General features: G+C 59.8%; 13 protein-coding genes. 5 read left to right on the top strand and 8 right to left on the bottom strand.

From position 1 onward, the window contains the following. Positions 1 to 450 precede the first annotated feature (450 nt). A complete protein-coding gene (locus LQ220_RS07450; RefSeq protein WP_230187674.1) occupies positions 451 to 1692 on the top strand; it encodes an MFS transporter in 1242 nt (413 codons plus the stop codon). A gap of 25 nt (positions 1693 to 1717) precedes the next feature. Here LQ220_RS07450 and LQ220_RS07445 read toward each other — a convergent pair whose 3' ends face one another. After that, positions 1718 to 2230 (bottom strand): helix-turn-helix domain-containing protein, encoded by a 513-nt coding sequence (locus tag LQ220_RS07445; protein ID WP_230187673.1) that lies wholly within the window; start codon positions 2228 to 2230, stop codon positions 1718 to 1720. Positions 2231 to 2359: 129 nt separating this feature from the next. Here LQ220_RS07445 and LQ220_RS07440 point away from each other — a divergent pair, with 129 nt between their 5' ends. After that, a complete protein-coding gene (locus tag LQ220_RS07440) occupies positions 2360 to 3616 on the top strand; it encodes a cytochrome P450 (protein ID WP_230187672.1) in 1257 nt (418 codons plus the stop codon). On the opposite strand, the gene LQ220_RS07435 is transcribed toward LQ220_RS07440, so the two are convergent. Beyond that, on the bottom strand, positions 3617 to 4639 hold the full coding sequence (locus LQ220_RS07435) for a Rieske 2Fe-2S domain-containing protein (RefSeq protein ID WP_230187671.1): 1023 nt from the start codon (positions 4637 to 4639) through the stop codon (positions 3617 to 3619). A gap of 238 nt (positions 4640 to 4877) precedes the next feature. Here LQ220_RS07435 and LQ220_RS24885 point away from each other — a divergent pair, with 238 nt between their 5' ends. Together LQ220_RS24885 and LQ220_RS07430 are read left to right on the top strand one after the other, a co-directional pair. After that, complete coding sequence (locus LQ220_RS24885; RefSeq protein ID WP_290369023.1) at positions 4878 to 5012, top strand: hypothetical protein; 135 nt, start codon at positions 4878 to 4880, stop codon at positions 5010 to 5012. A 21-nt stretch (positions 5013 to 5033) separates the two neighbouring features. Further along, on the top strand, positions 5034 to 5225 hold the full coding sequence (locus LQ220_RS07430; protein WP_230187670.1) for a hypothetical protein: 192 nt from the start codon (positions 5034 to 5036) through the stop codon (positions 5223 to 5225). Positions 5226 to 5393: 168 nt separating this feature from the next. Here LQ220_RS07430 and LQ220_RS07425 read toward each other — a convergent pair whose 3' ends face one another. The 6 genes from LQ220_RS07425 to LQ220_RS07400 form a co-directional block, all read right to left on the bottom strand. Then, positions 5394 to 6347 (bottom strand): aspartyl/asparaginyl beta-hydroxylase domain-containing protein, encoded by a 954-nt coding sequence (locus tag LQ220_RS07425; protein WP_230187669.1) that lies wholly within the window; start codon positions 6345 to 6347, stop codon positions 5394 to 5396. Then, a complete protein-coding gene (locus tag LQ220_RS07420; RefSeq protein ID WP_230187668.1) occupies positions 6347 to 8227 on the bottom strand; it encodes a sulfotransferase in 1881 nt (626 codons plus the stop codon). Before LQ220_RS07420 ends, LQ220_RS07425 begins: the two co-directional genes overlap by 1 nt. Positions 8228 to 8262: 35 nt before the next feature. Beyond that, positions 8263 to 8877 carry an aspartyl/asparaginyl beta-hydroxylase domain-containing protein gene (locus LQ220_RS07415; protein WP_230187667.1) on the bottom strand — a complete coding sequence of 205 codons (615 nt, stop codon included), beginning with the start codon at positions 8875 to 8877 and terminating at the stop codon, positions 8263 to 8265. Further along, complete coding sequence (locus LQ220_RS07410) at positions 8874 to 9512, bottom strand: sulfotransferase family 2 domain-containing protein (protein WP_230187666.1); 639 nt, start codon at positions 9510 to 9512, stop codon at positions 8874 to 8876. Before LQ220_RS07410 ends, LQ220_RS07415 begins: the two co-directional genes overlap by 4 nt. A gap of 66 nt (positions 9513 to 9578) precedes the next feature. Beyond that, positions 9579 to 12389 (bottom strand): TonB-dependent receptor, encoded by a 2811-nt coding sequence (locus LQ220_RS07405; RefSeq protein ID WP_230187665.1) that lies wholly within the window; start codon positions 12387 to 12389, stop codon positions 9579 to 9581. 198 nt (positions 12390 to 12587) lie between these two features. Continuing rightward, on the bottom strand, positions 12588 to 14462 hold the full coding sequence (locus tag LQ220_RS07400; protein WP_230187664.1) for a Ca2+-dependent phosphoinositide-specific phospholipase C: 1875 nt from the start codon (positions 14460 to 14462) through the stop codon (positions 12588 to 12590). A 63-nt stretch (positions 14463 to 14525) separates the two neighbouring features. Between LQ220_RS07400 and LQ220_RS07395 the strand changes: the two genes are divergently transcribed. Beyond that, positions 14526 to 16643 (top strand): phosphocholine-specific phospholipase C, encoded by a 2118-nt coding sequence (locus LQ220_RS07395; protein ID WP_230187663.1) that lies wholly within the window; start codon positions 14526 to 14528, stop codon positions 16641 to 16643. The last annotated feature ends 64 nt before the right edge of the window (positions 16644 to 16707 follow it).

Below are 16707 nucleotides of genomic sequence, written 5' to 3'. Positions count from 1 at the left end.
CAACGCGCTGCCTATCACGGAACATTTCCCGTTTTTCCCGATGGTTGCCGAAGAACAAAACCTGCACCGCGCCGCCGAACGGCTGAATATCGCCTAATCCGCGCTTCACGGCGCATTTCGGACCTTGAATGCGAACTGGGCGATGAAGCCATCGTCAGACGGTCTCTGCTACCGGTCGTTCTTCTCAGTATGATCTGGCCGCGCAGCAATACTTCGCCCATGGCTCAGCATTTCATATCGCTGGTTACCGAGATGCTGGCTTCAGCCTAGGAAGGGCGGGTGAGCTGGTCGCGGATCATGCCTTCGCGCAGACGAAGCGCTGATTTCGGCCAGCGTTCGCCATTTTCGATGTCAGCGATCCTGACTGGGTGGGTATCATTTATTGCGAAAACTGTAAGCTAGCGCAATCGCCACCCGTAATTGACGGGGGTCTATGAGGGGGCTAGCTGCATGCACGTGGATTCCGCTGAAGATTTCGTGGGTGAATACGGACCACGCACTTTTCTGAATTCCCTCGGCCTTGGTGTGCTGGCGACGGGTTCGCTGCTGATCGGCACGATGCTGACGGTCGTGATCCCGATCCTTCCCAACATTGCCAAGGAAATTCCGAGCGGCGGCAGCGTCGGCCTTCCCACGCAGATCCTCATTGCGCTGCCGATGCTCGGCCTGGTGATCGGTGGCGTGCTGTCGACGATGCTCTTTTCGCACATCCGTGCGCGAACGGTTTTTCTCGGCGCGCTGGTGCTCTACGCCATTGTCGGCGGGCTAGGCTATTTCGCCGATGTTACCACCCTGATTGTCCTGAGACTGCTGATGGGCATCATTTCTGCGTGTATCGGAGCAGCCTCGACGGCGCTTGTCGGTGAACGCGTAGCGCCCGACCGCCGCCCCCGCATCCTCGGCTTGACGATGGCCGCCGCATCCGTGATTTCAATTGTCAGCATGCTCATTTCCGGCCGCGTCGCCGACCTATTCGGCTGGAGAGCAAGTTTTCTTGTGTTTCCGGTCCTTGCCATGATCTTGTTCGCAATCGCCGCGTTCTTCACCAAGCCTTCCACAGCGCGAGTTGTTACAGCCAAGAAGACTGAGGTAAGCAACTGGCAGGCCATCTCTGCGCTGTGGCCGGTCTTCCTCTTCGTCGTCGTCATCAATCTCACGGCCTTCACCACCAATTCGCAGGCCAGTTTCGTCCTTGCTGAAGGGGGGATTACGACCTCCAGTGGCCGCGCCCAGGTGATGAGCGTCAACCAGATCATGATCGTTGTCGCAGCGCTGATGTTCCCCGCAGTGCGCGGCTGGATCGGCATGCGCTTCATGCCGGCGATGATCCTGATGGTGATGGGCTGCGGCCTCGTCCTGCTCGGCATGACGACGAGCATGGTACATGCAGCTATCGCGCTGGCGATCCTGGGGATCGGCAATGGCTGGCTCTTCCCCTATCAGTCGAGCCTGCTGCTGCAGCGCGCATCGGGCGCGGTGCGCGGTCAGGCCGCGGGGCTGATGGTGAGCAGCCAGTTCCTTGCCGATGCCGTCAATCCGATCGTGCTCGGGCCGCTGGTCCTTACGATCGGGCTGCGCAACACGATCGCGGTCGTGGGTGCTCTCTCACTGCTCGGTTTCATGGCCGCCCTCGTCGTCGGCGCACGGACTACGGAAGCGCCCAGCGGAAATCAGCAGCTCTCGGCGGGATGAAGGCCTAGAAGATTGAATCAGGCGCTCAGGCCGAGAGGAGCGCGAACAGCAATCGTTCGATCGTCTCCGACGATGCCTCGACCGCGCAGAGCGCGCCGACGGTCGCAAAACAGGCCAAAACGCGCATTTTGCAGGCATCGGGATCGAGTTCCGGACGATGTCGATGAGTCTCGCCCGACCAGCGTTCAAGCAAACGATCGCGTGCGTCCACGACGCGGTTGCGGTTGTCGGCATCAAGATCGGGCATGTGTGCGTGCAACAGGGCCAACATATCCTGCTCGGCCGCCACGCGCCCGACCATCTTCGCTACAAAGGCATTCAAACCGGATACGGCCACGCGCTCGCCCGGACCGATTGCAACATCCGCAAGAGCCGCATCCACCGCCTTCACCAGCAGTTCGACGACGATATCCTGCTTGCGGGCGAAATGCCGGTAGATGGCGGGTCCGCTGATCCCCATCCGTGCGCCGATCGCGTCGATGCTGCCGGCTTCATAACCCTGCTCGGCAAACACTTCGGTCGCAGCATCAAGGATCATTGCACGCCTGAGGTCGGGCGCCAGCCGCGTTCGCTTTGTGGACGATGAGCGATGTTCAGATGCCATCGCTGGCGTCTAGCGCATTGCATCCGGTTTCGCTAGTTAACGCTGACTAACTAGGAGCGAACAATGACCGGCACGCGAATCCAGGCCAATCCCGATTGCTTCGACCCCGATTATTTCGCGAAGCACGGTTATCCGCACGACATCTGGGCGCAGATGCGCCGCGACACGCCGGTTGCCTGGGTCGATGATGGGGTGCGCGAACCCTTCTGGGCGGTTACGCGCCATGCCGACATTTGCGAGATCGGCATGGACAGCAAGCGCTTCATCAGCGGCAAGGGCGTGACGATCATGCGCCGTGACATGCTGGAAGGCGGCGAGATACCACGGAGCGTCCCACTGATGCTGACGATGGATCCGCCAGGACACGAAAAGAACCGCACCATCCTGCGTGAACGGTTCAAGCCCAGCGTCATGCGTGCGCTTGAGGAGCATATCATCGAGCGCTGCCGCCTGATCGCGGATGAAGTGGCAGCGCAACGCGTTGCCACCGCTGCCGGCGGCGGGGGACCAATCGATTTCGTCGATGCAATCGCGATGCGGCTGCCGCTCGACGTGATCCTTGAGCTGCTTGGCGTACCGACCGACGATCGCGACCAGATGTACCTTTGGAGCAACGCCGTGATCGGCAGCGAAGATCCCGATTATGGCGATGTCGCGCTGCCGCGCGACGCGATTGTCGGCGCGCAGCAAGCGATGTTCGGCTATTTCATGAAGTTCATCACTGCCCGCCGCGCTGCGCCACGCGACGATCTGGTGAGCCTGCTGGTCGAAGCGCGCATCGATGGCGAGCCGCTTTCGGACATGCAAATCCTCGGCTTCTGCTTCCTGCTTGCAATCGCGGGCAACGAGACCACGCGCAATGCGACGAGCGGCGCGATGCTGGCGCTGATCGAGCATCGCAGCGCGATGAACGCGCTCGCCTCCAAGCCCGAACTGATGACAAGCGGGGTGGAGGAGCTGCTGCGCTGGGTCACGCCGATCATCTACATGGCGCGGACCGCAGTCGAAGATGTCGAGATCGCCGGCCAGCGCATCGCCAAGGACGAGAAGGTCGTGCTTTTCTATCCGTCGGCCAATCGCGATGAGGCTGTGTTCGAAGCGCCCTTCAGCTTCGATCTGGCGCGCAAGACCAACCGGCATTTGACGTTCGGCTTCGGTCGGCATTCGTGCCTTGGCAACAACCTGGCGCGGATCGAACTGCGTGCGGTGCTCAACGAAATCCTGACCCGCTTTCCGGCAATCGACCTGGCCGGAGCGCCGCAGCGGCTCCGGTCCAACTTCGTCGGCGGGATCAAGACGATGCCGGTGACGCTCGAATAGCTATTCCGCCGCGATTGGTTGCTCTACGCGTGGGTGGAACTGCTTGTACCATTCACGATATTTCAGGATGGGCCCATCCGCCGAACTCAGCATAGGCTCGGCGACATTTTTCTTGTGTGGCCAGATATTGCCGTCGCTCCACTGCTCCTTCTCACCATGTTCTGCGGCGAGGCTAGTGAAGCGATCGATCGCCTCGTCGGACATGGTGCAATCGTCGTCGATCAGGAACAACTGGTGGACGTAATAATGGCTGAGGCCAGCATACACCGGCGTAACCGAGACATAGTAGATGGTCATCACGCCGGGTGCGTGCGGTGTGCGGCTTTCTACGCGCGAAAGGCCACCGCCCCACACCTCCGATTCAACCGTCGATCCGATTTCGGGAGAAACGGGGCCCTCATAGTCCATCGGCAGAATGCGCACGGGGCTGTAAAAGCGCGGCCCGTCCGTGATGATCGCGCCGTCGCTGATCGCTTTGCCGGTCGAATGCACACCAGGGAAATGCGCGAAATCGACGCCGTTCTCAAACACGTCCTGCGGGTGTGCCGCACCGAAATCATCGTGCATCTTGCGGAAACCGGCGCCGGGACGCTTGCGACGCTCGTCCCACACCGGCAGTTCCCATTGCGGCGGCGCACCGTCAAGATCGTGCCAGATGAAGATCATGCCGCCGCGCTCAGCGACCGGCCAAGTACGCACGCGCGCACGCGGCGGCACCACCTTGGCGAAGGGCACGCCGACACAGCGGCCACCCGTATCGAAGCGCCAGGCATGGAATGGACAAATGATGGTCTCGCCAACGACCTTGCTGTCATAGCCCAGATGCGCACCCAGATGTGGGCAGTGCGCATCGATGACGACGGCGGTGCCGCCCTGCGTCCGGAACAGGACGAGATCGCTGTCGAAATATTTGAGCGGTCGGACATCGCCCGGCGCCAGATCATCCGCGAAGCCGACGGCGAACCAGCCGGTGGGAAAGGGGTGGAACGGATAGCGCGTTCCAAATGAGCTCAGCACAGGCATGGCATCCTCCTAGTTCGATTCAGATGATCGTCGCTCCGTCCCCATGACTTGTCTGGTCTATCTTCAAGAGCTTGGAGAGCGTCAAGCGACGCTCCGATGACATCTCGACACCGCTCGATTGCCCAACAAACATCAAAATCATGCGATCGCCGTGCCCGTGCCCGATCACAGCCGACTTCCGCCTCGGCGACTCGTCCCGATCGCCGGCGCCGCCAAAGAGCGCTAGATCGCAAAGCTTATGACGATCGCCGAAGCACGCGAAGATGCGCCCAAAGCGCGCGTGGGGCTGAAGAAGCTTTTCGGTGCCCCGCTTGTGGTTGCCGTCATCTCCTCACTGATCGCCCAGCACAACATTCCCCAATGGGAGCAGTAGCTACCGAAGGGAGCCTTGGGCATGAACCTGCTCAACGCCACCGCGGCGATGGGGTGCCCGCTCTGCAACTCGATCACGATGGTGGATATCAAGGCTGCGGACGCCCGCCCTGGCACTAACCGATGGGACAGTCTCGCTGATCCATTACTCGAAGCGCTGGTGCGCGAGGGCATGCGCGATGACGGAACCTTCATCGCTTTTCGATCTCGCTGATCGGCTGTGCCCCTCCGGCCCCCCGAGGGGGATCGTCATGCTGGCGTTTCCCAGCCTGTTACTCAACGCCCTGTCGCCCGAAATGGCCAGGCAACAATGGCTGCTCGTCCGTCAGAGGTTCGACCATGGTTCATGGAAACGACTGTTCTAGCCGGTCGATGTCGGGAGCTACGGCTTCAGCCGCGCCTCCTTATCCACCAACAAGTGCTGGAGCACACGCTTTTCGAGTACCAGCAAAGCGCCGACGTTATTGGTCCGCATGACGAGCCCCTCAGCAAACGGCTTAACATTTTGGTGTAAGATCCCAGCAAGACGCTGAAACTCAGGTCTCGCCCGACCGTCTATCCCGTGGAGCGCGCAAAGCTGGCGCCAATCATACACGAAGCTCTCAAGGGCTAACGTGAACGGCGCAGCGCGGGTCTTCGCCTCCGCAGACACCGCCGAGAGTTCGGTGCACAGATCATCGACCAGCAGCTGCACTTCGGCGGCCGGCATTATCGCCGTGCGCTTGTTGCCTTCGGTGAGCAATTGCGAACGCCTTTCCGGTTGCCAGCCCACCGTACGCCATTGCTCTCGAGGCGGGGGCTCCCCGCAGGCAAATTGCCAAAATGCTGCTGTGCCGCTGGTATCCGCGACGAGATGGATCCGCGCCGCCTGAGAGCCGTTTTCTACATGATGCCGACGCCAATTGTCGAATATCCAAGCCTCTCCCGCGGCCATGTGCACCGATTGGCCGTCGCAGTGGAAACGAACCTCCGGCTGCGTGAAAATCGGAATGTGCATCCGCACGCGCGTATGCCAGTGATAGTTGATGTCGGCATGCTCTGGTACGCGCGCGCCGGGCGCTAGGCGCATAAGCCGTGAGCGACCCCATACAACGCCAAAGCCGGCGAGGATCTGGTGCAAATAAGGCATGGTGCCAAGCCAGCGCGTCGGCAGCATTTGCCCGTGAACGTCATCCGTCTCGACGCCATCTACGCTGATCAGTCGTGACGCGCTGTTGCCCGGGACAGCATCCGGATGCGCTACCCATGCCTCGCTTGGCAAGGCGGCGACCTCGGCCTGCAAACGCACCACATCGAAGAGTATCGGAAGCTGGAAGAATGGGCGCGATAGCCGCATCAGGCCCTCCCTTCCGTCAGTGCATCGCCCAGCGCCTCTCGAAGCGGGGCCAGCCAAGGCGCATAGTGCCGCCATTGCGTCAGACCATCGCGGCCGATGGGCTGGCGCACTTGCTCAGAACTGGGCGTGCGCACGCTACGCCGCGTCCGGTGGAAAGCAAGGCACGCAGGTTCGAAGGGCAGGCCGATATGCTCCAGCATTTTCCGGGCAATGCCTTCGAGATCTTCGACTACATCCTCATACCGCACCTTCAACACTCGGCCCGGCAGTATTTCGTCCCAATGGCGCATGACATCGAGATAGGTGCGGTAGTAGCTAGCAATGTCGTTGACGCCATAAGTGAATTCCTGGTTCGTAGTCCCGAACAACTGTTTGAGATTGCTGAAACAGCAAGCCATGGGTTCGCGCCGCACGTCGATGATTGTCGAGCCTGGCAGGATTAGATGAATCAATCCGATATGCCAGAAATTGTTAGGCATCTTGTCGATGAAGAAGGGGCGGCCCAGCCTGCGATAGGTTTGCGTGTCCGAAAGAAAGCGCTCGCCGAGTGCCTTGGCATCGGCAGATGTAAGCTGCTGCACGGCCTGCGGGTCAACCGGCAGGCCGCAATAGGCATCTGCACCGCAAAGTTCGCTGACATATCGACCAATTTCGTTCAGTTCTTGCGTGCCCTCCACTTGGGTATGAGACGCCAGTATCTGCTCGATCAAGGTCGATCCCGAACGGGGCAACCCCAGGATGAAGATGGGCGCCCCCTCGTTCAAGCCCCAGCCTGCTCGAGCGGCGAAGAAATCCGCATTGAAGACCTGCTTCACTTGAAGCGCGCAAGCGGCTGCACCCTCAGGTCGATAGCGGCTGGCGTTCCTTCGAAGCGCATTGCCGCGCGCATAATAAAGCCAGGATGACGCATGATCGCCACTGTCTTCCAATGCCTTGCCGAGAGCGAAACACAGGTAGATGCGGTCCATTTCCTGCGTGCCTGTGTGAAATTCTGCAGCGCGCATGTGCTCAATGTCATCCAGGGAGAAGCGATAGACTTTAAGATTGGCAAGGCTGAACCAAGCCACGCCATAGTCTCGGCGCGCCGCAAGGGAAGCGCGATAATCGGCAATAGCGTCGTGCAGACGACCGGTAATTTTCAGCGCATTCGCTCGCCAAAGACGCAGATCGGCGACTTCGTTGGGAGAAAGGGGGCGGTGAGCCAACAGCTTTTCATAGAGATCGATTACCGGTTCATGGTCGCCCATCCCGATGCACGCCGCAGCATATTGTTTCAGATAGTCGCGATTGTCGGGTTCGTGCCGGAGCAGGTGCTCGGCCTCTCGCCGAGCCTGAACATGCTTCTGCTGTTGCATCAGCAACATGGCATAGTCGAGGCGGGCCGCGTGATAGTCCGGCGCGTGTTCCAGGACCGATATGAGCAATGCCTCCGCTTCCTCCGGCGCGTCTCGATCTTGGCAAATACGCGCCAGCAGGCGAAGGGCACCCAGATTGTCACGATCTTTATCGAGATAACTGCGGATGACCTCCTCGGCCGGTGCGAGGTCGCCATCTGCACTCAGGCTGTTCGCCATCACGATTTCGGGCGGGAGCTGTCCCAGCATAGTGAGATGCCGCTCCGCCACAGACGCCTGGACGGTATCGCCTAGCATACTATAAAGCTGGGACAACATATCCCAGCTTGCCGGCAGCGTCGGGTTGAGGCGGACAGCCTCCTGAAGGGCCTTAATCGCCGCTGGCGCATCGCCCAGCAGAACATGGCAGTGGCCGCGCTCCTGATACAGGCGACTAAACCGGGGGTGCAGCGCCTCCAGCCGGGCAAGCAGGGCCAAGGCTTCCGGTACGCACGCACGTGCGCGCAGGTCTCTGATCTCGTGCATGAGAGCATCGCGCTCGTCTGAGCGGCGCAAGCTATTCATCGTGCCGCGCTGGCGAGCAGGAACCGCTCCAACCAGGCTGGGTCAGGCTGGTCGGCATCATAATATTCAAAAATCAGGTGGATGCGGTCAGTGTCACCACCATTGCGCACCCAATGGGCAGCGAGATTATTGACCTCTACTGCTTCACCTCTCCGGAAATGGCGTTCCTCACCGCCGAAGAAGGATATTACGTCGGCATTGGTGACGAGCGGAACATGAATCTTATGTGGCCATTTCGCCGCGGGATTAGCATCGATGTGCGGGTGGATCACGCCGCCCGCCGCCATCCGGGCAAGCATGACCCGCGGGAATACACCCTGCGCATAACCGTAGGCGAAGACGGCCTGCGCCAGCACCGGCTCCAGCAGCGCGCGCCATTGGGGCCACATCGAGCGATCATGCGAGCTACGCCAATCGCGGGGACTGTCTATGAAGCGAAACACAATGTGGCGGGTCGCATCCAGCGCCTCAAACTTGTTGGGCTTAGCGGCATTTTCCGCGCACCAAACCTCCTCTGGAATCGCCAGCACCGCCGCTTGCAACGCCGCAATATCCACGCAGCCAAGCGCGCGCACTGTCGGGGTCTTTCTTGGGTTGGCAGCAGGGCTCATCGCACGCCTTCAAAACTGTAGCCGAACAAGTCCAAATCCTGCGCGTAGCGAGCAGTGACGCCGTCGATCAGGGCTTTATCATAGTAGCAGCGATAGTCGTCATGCCTGGTACCGTTGACTCGGTCGAGCGGACGCGACGCCATGCCGATATGCGCGCAGATGGCGTCAAAGGATGTTTGCATATCCTCGACGCGTCCGACGGCATCGGTGAGTAGTGTTGTGCCATTCTCATCCACGAGCAGTGACGCCTGCGGCTGAAACAGGATATGGTCGTTCTGCGGATTGCGGAACAGAAAATGGCGCATAACCTCTTGCGGCCGCAGTTGAAAATCATTGCCGCCGCGCAGCATGAAAGCACAATAGGAAATGAAGCGATCGAAGGGATTGCGTACGAAAGCGAACTTGAAATAGTCGGCAAACGCCTCCTCACCGAGGTAGGGGCGCACCTGTTGCAGCGAAAGGTGACCATGCTGGATCGCCGCCAAATCGGCCCACGGGAAGCGCCTGTTCACGAACAGGCCCACCTGTTCGACATCCTCGTCGCCCATCTGCTCGCGCAGCGCCTGTCGCACGGCATGCGTGCCGGTCTTGGGCACGGCCGCGAAAATGAAGCGGTGGCGATGCGAAACAATCATTTCTCTGTCACATGTAAAAGCGCTCCCCTCATGGGAGGGGAGCGCAGTGTGGTATAGGCGGTCGTCTCAGAACTTGAAGCTAAACCCGGCCATATAGGTCGTGCCGCTTTGGTTCTGATTGTAAAGATAGCGGTTCTGGCCCCAGAACTGCGTATCCTTCTGGTTCGTCAAGTTGATCGCATTCAATGTGAGCTGGATCTCCTTGGTGACGTTTATGAAGGCCGATGCGTCGACATAGGTCGTCCCTTCAAAACCGCGCGTATCCGCACTCATCACATCGTCATTCCGCCCCGTGTAATAGCGGGCGCGGTGGCTCAGCGAGCCACGGAGACCCCAGCGATCGGTTTCATAATAAAGCGTCGCGTTATAGCTAGTTTTGGAAATGCCTGTAATCTCCTTGGGCGCATCGACATAGGTAAAGTTCGCCACCACACCCAAGCCGTCGAAGGGCGCGGGCAAGAAGGAGAATTGCGCCTGTGCGGCCACTTCTACACCGGTGAGGCTCTTCGTCCCCGACACGTTGATCGGTACATTAAAATCCGTGACGATTGTATTGGCCGTCGCGCCGGGGATCGTGGTGAACGGGACACCGGTTTCGCTGAAGGGAATGTCGTGGAGTGTGTCAGATGAGATGAAGTTCTTGATCCACTTTTTGAACACACTTGCCGACAGCAGGCCGACCTTGCCAAAATAATATTCGGCAGAGACGTCGATCGTTGTGTCTTTGTAGGGCTTGAGGTTGGGATTGCCGCGCGACACTGTGATCTCACCATTATCGTCGTTCTTGAAGGCAGTTCCCTCAGCTGCGATCGAGCCCAGACCCGGACGGTTCAAATTCTGCGATGCGGCAAATCGTACCAGCATCTCTGGCGTAAGCTCCAACACCGCGTTCATTGCGGGCAGTACGCCTGAGTAGCTGCCTTCCACGTCCGTGGTACCCAGATAGGCATAGCTGTCGCCCTGGATCCAGCCGGTGCTGTGCGTTTTGGTATGATAGCCGCGCGCACCGACATTGCCGCGGAAGCGCATGTCGCCAAGCTGCGTGTCCCAATCCATCTGGACATAACCAGACTCGGTCTCTTCAGTTGTTGTATAGACATTCTCGATGTCCTGAAGCGCAGAACCTGAGCCGTCCTTGTTCTTCTCCAGCCGGTGATACTCGTTATATTTTGCGAAGCCCTTGGCGTAATTCCCGATCAGCCACGAACCGAACTCGTTCTTGAACACGTCTGTAATGTCGACGACGGATGTTCCCCGCGTCTTGGGCCGAGTCCCGTTGACATTGCTGTCATAGAAGAGATCCTGACCATCCTGTTTGAAGTGGTGGTAAGCGCCGCCCGCCCGAAGAGTGAGATCTTCGCTGATCTTATACTGGAGGTTAAGCACGCCCTCCTTCAACTCCGATTCATTGTTGAAGGCGCGGTAGTAAAAATCATCCATTGTGTAATTTTTCGGATCGGTCAGATCCGTACCCGGATATTCGAACGAAGCCGAACGCCCATCCATGCCATAGTCGGCGATCAGGTTGCCCTTGGCGCGCATGTAGAACTTGTCGTCATAGGGCGTCTTGTAAGTCGATTTCTGATAGCCGACATGCCCGTCGACGGTCAGCGTATCCGACACATCCCACTTGCCGGTCAGCTCGATCGACCGGAAACGGGTCTTGTTCAGCGACCGGCGGTTTTCGCTGCCGAACGTCGTGTTGGAGACGTCGGTCCTGGTTACATAGTTGCTGCTGTCCACGGTAAAATCGTTGAGGACCGAATTAGTCTTGAACAGGGCCGGCCAAGGGTTGCCAGCCGCAGTTTCCAGGGCGGTGGAGCCGAAACCTTTGATCGGTCGCGTGGCAAGGTGCAACTCGCTGCGATGGGTGGTGAGTTGGCCGTACAAGCCGTCCAGTGTGAACAGCACATCGTCTGAAGGTTGCCACTGCACCGCAGCGGTAACGCCCAGACGTTCCTGCTTCGCGTTCCAGGAGGAAATGCGGTTGCCATCGGCGAAATAGAGGTCGCCCGCAAGGAACCGTGCCTGCTGCGCAGCCGAAAGGCGGGAGATATCCAGGCCAGCATTAACCAGGTCAGGAGCATCGCCAGTTAGGACCCCATTAACAAGTTCCGACTTGCCCAATTGACTATAGTTGTAGGTGTTATGTCCCTGCTCCGTGGTCTTGCGGCGCGAATAGGCCACGGAAACCAGGACGCCGAATTTATTGTCCCAATTATGGCTGAGAAGCGCGGCAACGCGCGGCTGGGCATCCTTGGTATACTCGTTCGTGCCGAGCTTGCCTACCAGGGCGCCCTTGGTACCAGATGCGTAATCAAATGGCTTGCCGGTGAACAGACCGACCGTGCCGGCCATGCCGCCTTCCTTCTGCGCCGCCTGGAACGTCTTTTCCACTTCAACGCGCGAGAACAGTTCCGAGGCGAAGATATTGAAGTCGAACGCACGGTCGCGGGTGCGCTGGCCGCGGCTATCCTGCGCGGAGTCGACATTGCCCAGCACTTCCATGCCGTTGAGCTGAACGCGCGCGAAATCCGGGCCGAGGCCGCGCAGTGATATGCGACGACCTTCGCCCGCTTCTCTTGTGATCTGGACACCTGCGATGCGCTGTAGCGATTCAGCCAAATTGAGTTCGGGGAACTTCGCCATGTCTTCGGCGACGATCACGTCCTTCTGAATTGTAGCTTCTTTCTTGATGTCGCGCGCTTTGCTCAGCGACTCCCGATAGCCGGTAACGACGATCTCCGAAGTCGAACCATCGCTGGCCACTTGCGCGAGAGCGAGTCGTGGATTGGCGACAGTGATGACCGCGACAGTGGCCAGCAAAAAGCTTTTAAGATTTCGGTACTTGGCCGGAACGAAACAATGGGTCGTCATAAAATGCCCCCGCATAATTGGTATGGACCAGAAGCCTAAAGCAGGTTGGCAAGACATCTCCGTGACAGTGATCGTAGAACCCAGATAAAACATAGTAGGCAGCTAAATTTACGAATTCTTCACCGCATGCTACTGGGAAATCGGCGAGGATCGTAGAGCTTGGGGCGGCTCAAATAACTGGACTATACCAAAATACAGTCAGTAAGCCGCTTTTGCTAGCGCCTCGGTCTGCGCGCGACATACCGTGGGGTCTGGGGGAGGCGCATGCTCGCGTATCTTCGCCACCTCTTCGCGCGTCGCCTCCATATCGGCGCGAAACGCTGCTGAACCATGCAGGACCGCGGTAGCAGCGGCACCTGCCAGCCAACCTGCCTGGACCGCGCTAAGGCTATGCGCGCCACAAATGATGCGGCTTTCGCCGAAGGCACGTCCGCGCGCTAAAATCTCGGCCGCCCGGTCGGGCACGAGTTCGGCAAGAATTAGCGCCTCCATCCAACCATTCGCAGTGTGGCCCGACGGATAATCGCCATTGGCGGCGAGGCTTGCGGTTTTGGCCTGACAGATTGGCGCCATCGAGCCAATATAGGGGCGTGCTGTGCGATAATATTGCTTAACCGGGTCGACTAGTCCGGCGGTACCGGCCCGGTCCAAGAGACGCGCCAATGCGGGAGCCGATTGGGCGGTCAGTTTGGCTCCTAGTGCGCAGGAAAAATGCTCGAAGGGTCCTGTGTCGACGTCCGATGTCGCAACCTCCCAACGCGGCGAACCCCGCAATGCGCGAGTCTCCATGAACACATCATGGTCCAGTTGGGCCCTTGGACTAGCCGCTGCTGGCGGCGGTGGCAGTATGCGGATGCTGTCAGGTATGTTTTCCGCCGAAAGATAGGAAGTATCCGTCCGTCTCGGCGTCTCGACCGCTGTGCCGGCACATCGACGGGCTGCCCGCACCGGATTGCACAGCATCGCAGCCCCGTCGGGCAAGCGCACGTGATAGCCGTTCTTAAGCCGGGGCTCTGGCCAAATGTAATCCGTCGAGACGAATTGTGCTCCGGACGCGAGCGCCGCATCGCGCCGTATGGTGTCATTACCGCGCGCTTCGACTGTGCCCGAATCAGCGCGGGTGCGAACGATGAAGCCGGCCGCAACTGCCTTTCGAATATGCTCCGCCTCCGCGATGGGGTCGTTAAGGGTCAGATACGCGGCCGCAGGCGAACTCTCGTCGGTATTCACAAAGAATACCCGGCCTTCCAGTGACTGCCGGTTGCCGCGATAGACGGCGACCTTGGCCGGGTCCTCGTCGAGGGCGAAGAGCACTTTTCCACGCGCTTGTCCAAGGGTCGGCCAGGCGTCATGGAGCACCGCGTCTCGCAGAGTGGGATAGCGACCTTGCACATCGTCGGGCGTAATCAGCGCCTGGGGCGGAAACACCGCGCGCACTTCCTGATCCAGCGCATCGAAGGCGGCGGCATCAAAAGGTAAGGCGTCCACGCCGTCAGGGAACGGCGATCGATCGGTCTTGGCGTTGACCATCAACAGGATGGGCGCATGGTCGCGATGGGCCAGCGACCAGCGCCGGACGATGCCGAGGCAAGCCCGGAAGGTCACGCAGGCGCCGAGGACATCAATATCCTGAATGTGCATAACCTTTAAGCCCGGCTCCGTCAGCGCCGCACGCCGTGCTGGATCGAGCGTTGCGCCAACCGCTCGCAGTCCAGCGGGATAGAGATAGCGCCCTCCCTCGGGATCGCGGTAGACATCGATCTCAAGCTGACGAACGCCTGCGTCCAACTGTTCCGACAGCGGACGATGCCGATAGTCGATCTCGTCGGCGCGCTCTGCGCTGGCCGTGCGGATCATAGTCAGAAGCTTTTCAGGAATTGCGGTCTTGTAGCTGTTGTGCGTGCCGACGGTCACGACATCGTTGAGCTTCAGGTTCCTGTCCATCCAGGCGCGTTGACAATCGGTGCCGACGTGCGCCGCATCGACAGCGGAAAGATTACATTGGGGCGGCGTAGCATCCGCGCTGTTACACAGAATACCGCCAGCTAGAATCGCCGTTACTGTCTTCCACATCTTTGGTTCCTCGTAACGTAACCGCCATACCAATGGTCTAGACCACAAATGTGAGACGAAGAGATGACGGACCATATTGGCGAAGAAGTGAGGACGGAAATGGTGACGGTTCAGGATCGCCGGAGTTTCATTCGTACTATGATGGCGAGCGCGGGGGCGGCTGCGGCTTTAACCCCTGCCATAGCCCGCGCGTTGGAGATCCCTGCCGACCGTCGGACGGGAACATTGCACGATGTCGATCATTTGGTGATCCTTACGCAGGAGAACCGCTCCTTCGATCATTATTTCGGCACGATGCGCGGGGTGCGGGGCTATGGCGACCGCTTCGCCATCCCTGCTCCGCCCCTGCCATCCGCGCCGCGCCGCACCGTCCTGCTGCAACCGAACGAGCATCCCGGGGCTACCCCCCCGCTGATCGCACCGTTCCGGCTCGATACAACGACTGATTTTCGTCTCTATCGCCCTCTGGGTACGCCGCATGGTTTCACCGACAGTCAGGCGGCCTGGGACAATGGCCGGATGGGCGCATGGCCGCATTCCAAGCACAATCACGCAATGGCGCATTTCACGCGGCAGGACATACCGTTTCAATATGCCCTGGCCGAAGCCTTCACCTTGTGCGACGCCTATCATTGCGCCCTGCATCTGTGCACCAATCCCAACCGTCTCTATATATGGACGGGCACGCATGATCCGCAGGCCAGGGGCAACGGCCCCGCGATCGACAATGGCTATGACGATCTGAAGTCTGATCCGCTGCATCATGGCGGCTATCTGTGGACGACCTATCCCGAACGACTGATGGCCGCCGGGATCGGCTTCCAGATCTATCAGGACATGGCCGACAATTTCGGCGACAATTCGCTGGTCGGCTTCCAGACCTACCGCAAGGCCAAAGGATCCTCCGATGCGGCTGCGGCGCTCCTTGCGCGCCGGACGATCGCCACCCGAACGCTGGCTGATCTGAAGCAGGATGTGCTGGCCAAGCGTCTGCCGGAAGTCTCCTGGATCGTCGGACCGACTGCGTTGTCGGAACATCCAAGCGTTTCCACGCCGCTTCAGGGGGGCGATTATACGGCCCAGGTGCTGGATGCGCTCACCGCTAATCCGGAGGTCTGGGCACGTACGGTGCTCCTTATCAATTTCGACGAGAATGACGGCCTGTTTGACCATGTGCCGCCCCCCGCGCCCCCCGCCCGCACATCCGGCCGAACCATTGGCGCAACGACAGTTCCGGCTGACGATGAATATCACACTCATTCACAGGGAGCCGAAGACGCGGCCTATCTGAACCGGCCCTATGGTCTTGGTCCTCGTGTGCCGCTTTATGTCGTGTCGCCGTGGAGCAAGGGGGGGCACGTCGCTTCCGAAGTCTTCGACCATACCAGCGTCCTGCGCTTCCTCGAAGCACGCTTTGGAGTCCATGAACCCAACATCAGTGCCTGGCGACGCGCTGTGTGCGGCGATCTTACTTCCTGCTTCGATTTCCACGCACCGGATACGCGCGATTTCATCGCGGCGCTGCCTGCCACGGCGGCACTGTCTGAACGCGCGGCAGGGTTGAAGGAAATACAGCCGCCGCTCCCAGACGAAGCGCTCGCTCCCGTGCAGGAAGTCGGCTTGCGACGGCGGCGGGCAACTCCCTATGTTCTCGACGCCCGCCTACGGAAAGAAGGTGCCAGCCGCGCTTTGATCTTCGCCAACCATTCGGTCGAGCGCGCTGCGGTCTTCCATGTCTATGACGTGGACAGGCTCGACGCGGATCCCGCGCGCTATACAGTGGGTGCCGGGCGGGAACTGACCCATCAGCTCCCCGACACAGACGAAGCGGTGGATTTCTTCATCCTCGGCCCCAATGGCTTCCATCGGCGCCTGACCGGGCGCAGCGACATCTTCTCCGCCAGCATGGATGGCGCCTCGCTCAGCCTTCACAATCTGACATCCGACCCCCAGTCCATCGTCATGACGGATAGGGCCTATGGTGCAGCGGCCAGTACGATCACATTGGGGGGCGGAGAAACGCGCGCCATTCCCGTGAGCCTCAAGGATAGTCACGGCTGGTACGACCGGCAGTTCGCAGCCGCCGGTCAGAGCTTACGGCTCGCAGGTCATGTCGAGGACGGAACGGCGTCCTATTCGGACCCTGTGGCCGGTGGAGCCGGTCCCTTGCAGTTGACCTAGTCCGTCCAGAATCCACGCGATATGCGGCGGACGACAATCTTGGTAGGCGGAAGCGCAAAGGCGG

It is taken from the genome of Sphingobium sp. CECT 9361 (genome assembly GCF_918741285.1).
Taxonomy (GTDB): domain Bacteria; phylum Pseudomonadota; class Alphaproteobacteria; order Sphingomonadales; family Sphingomonadaceae; genus Sphingobium.
The sequence above is the reverse complement of the archived record's forward strand: the minus strand, read 5'-3'. Positions and strand labels throughout refer to the sequence as shown.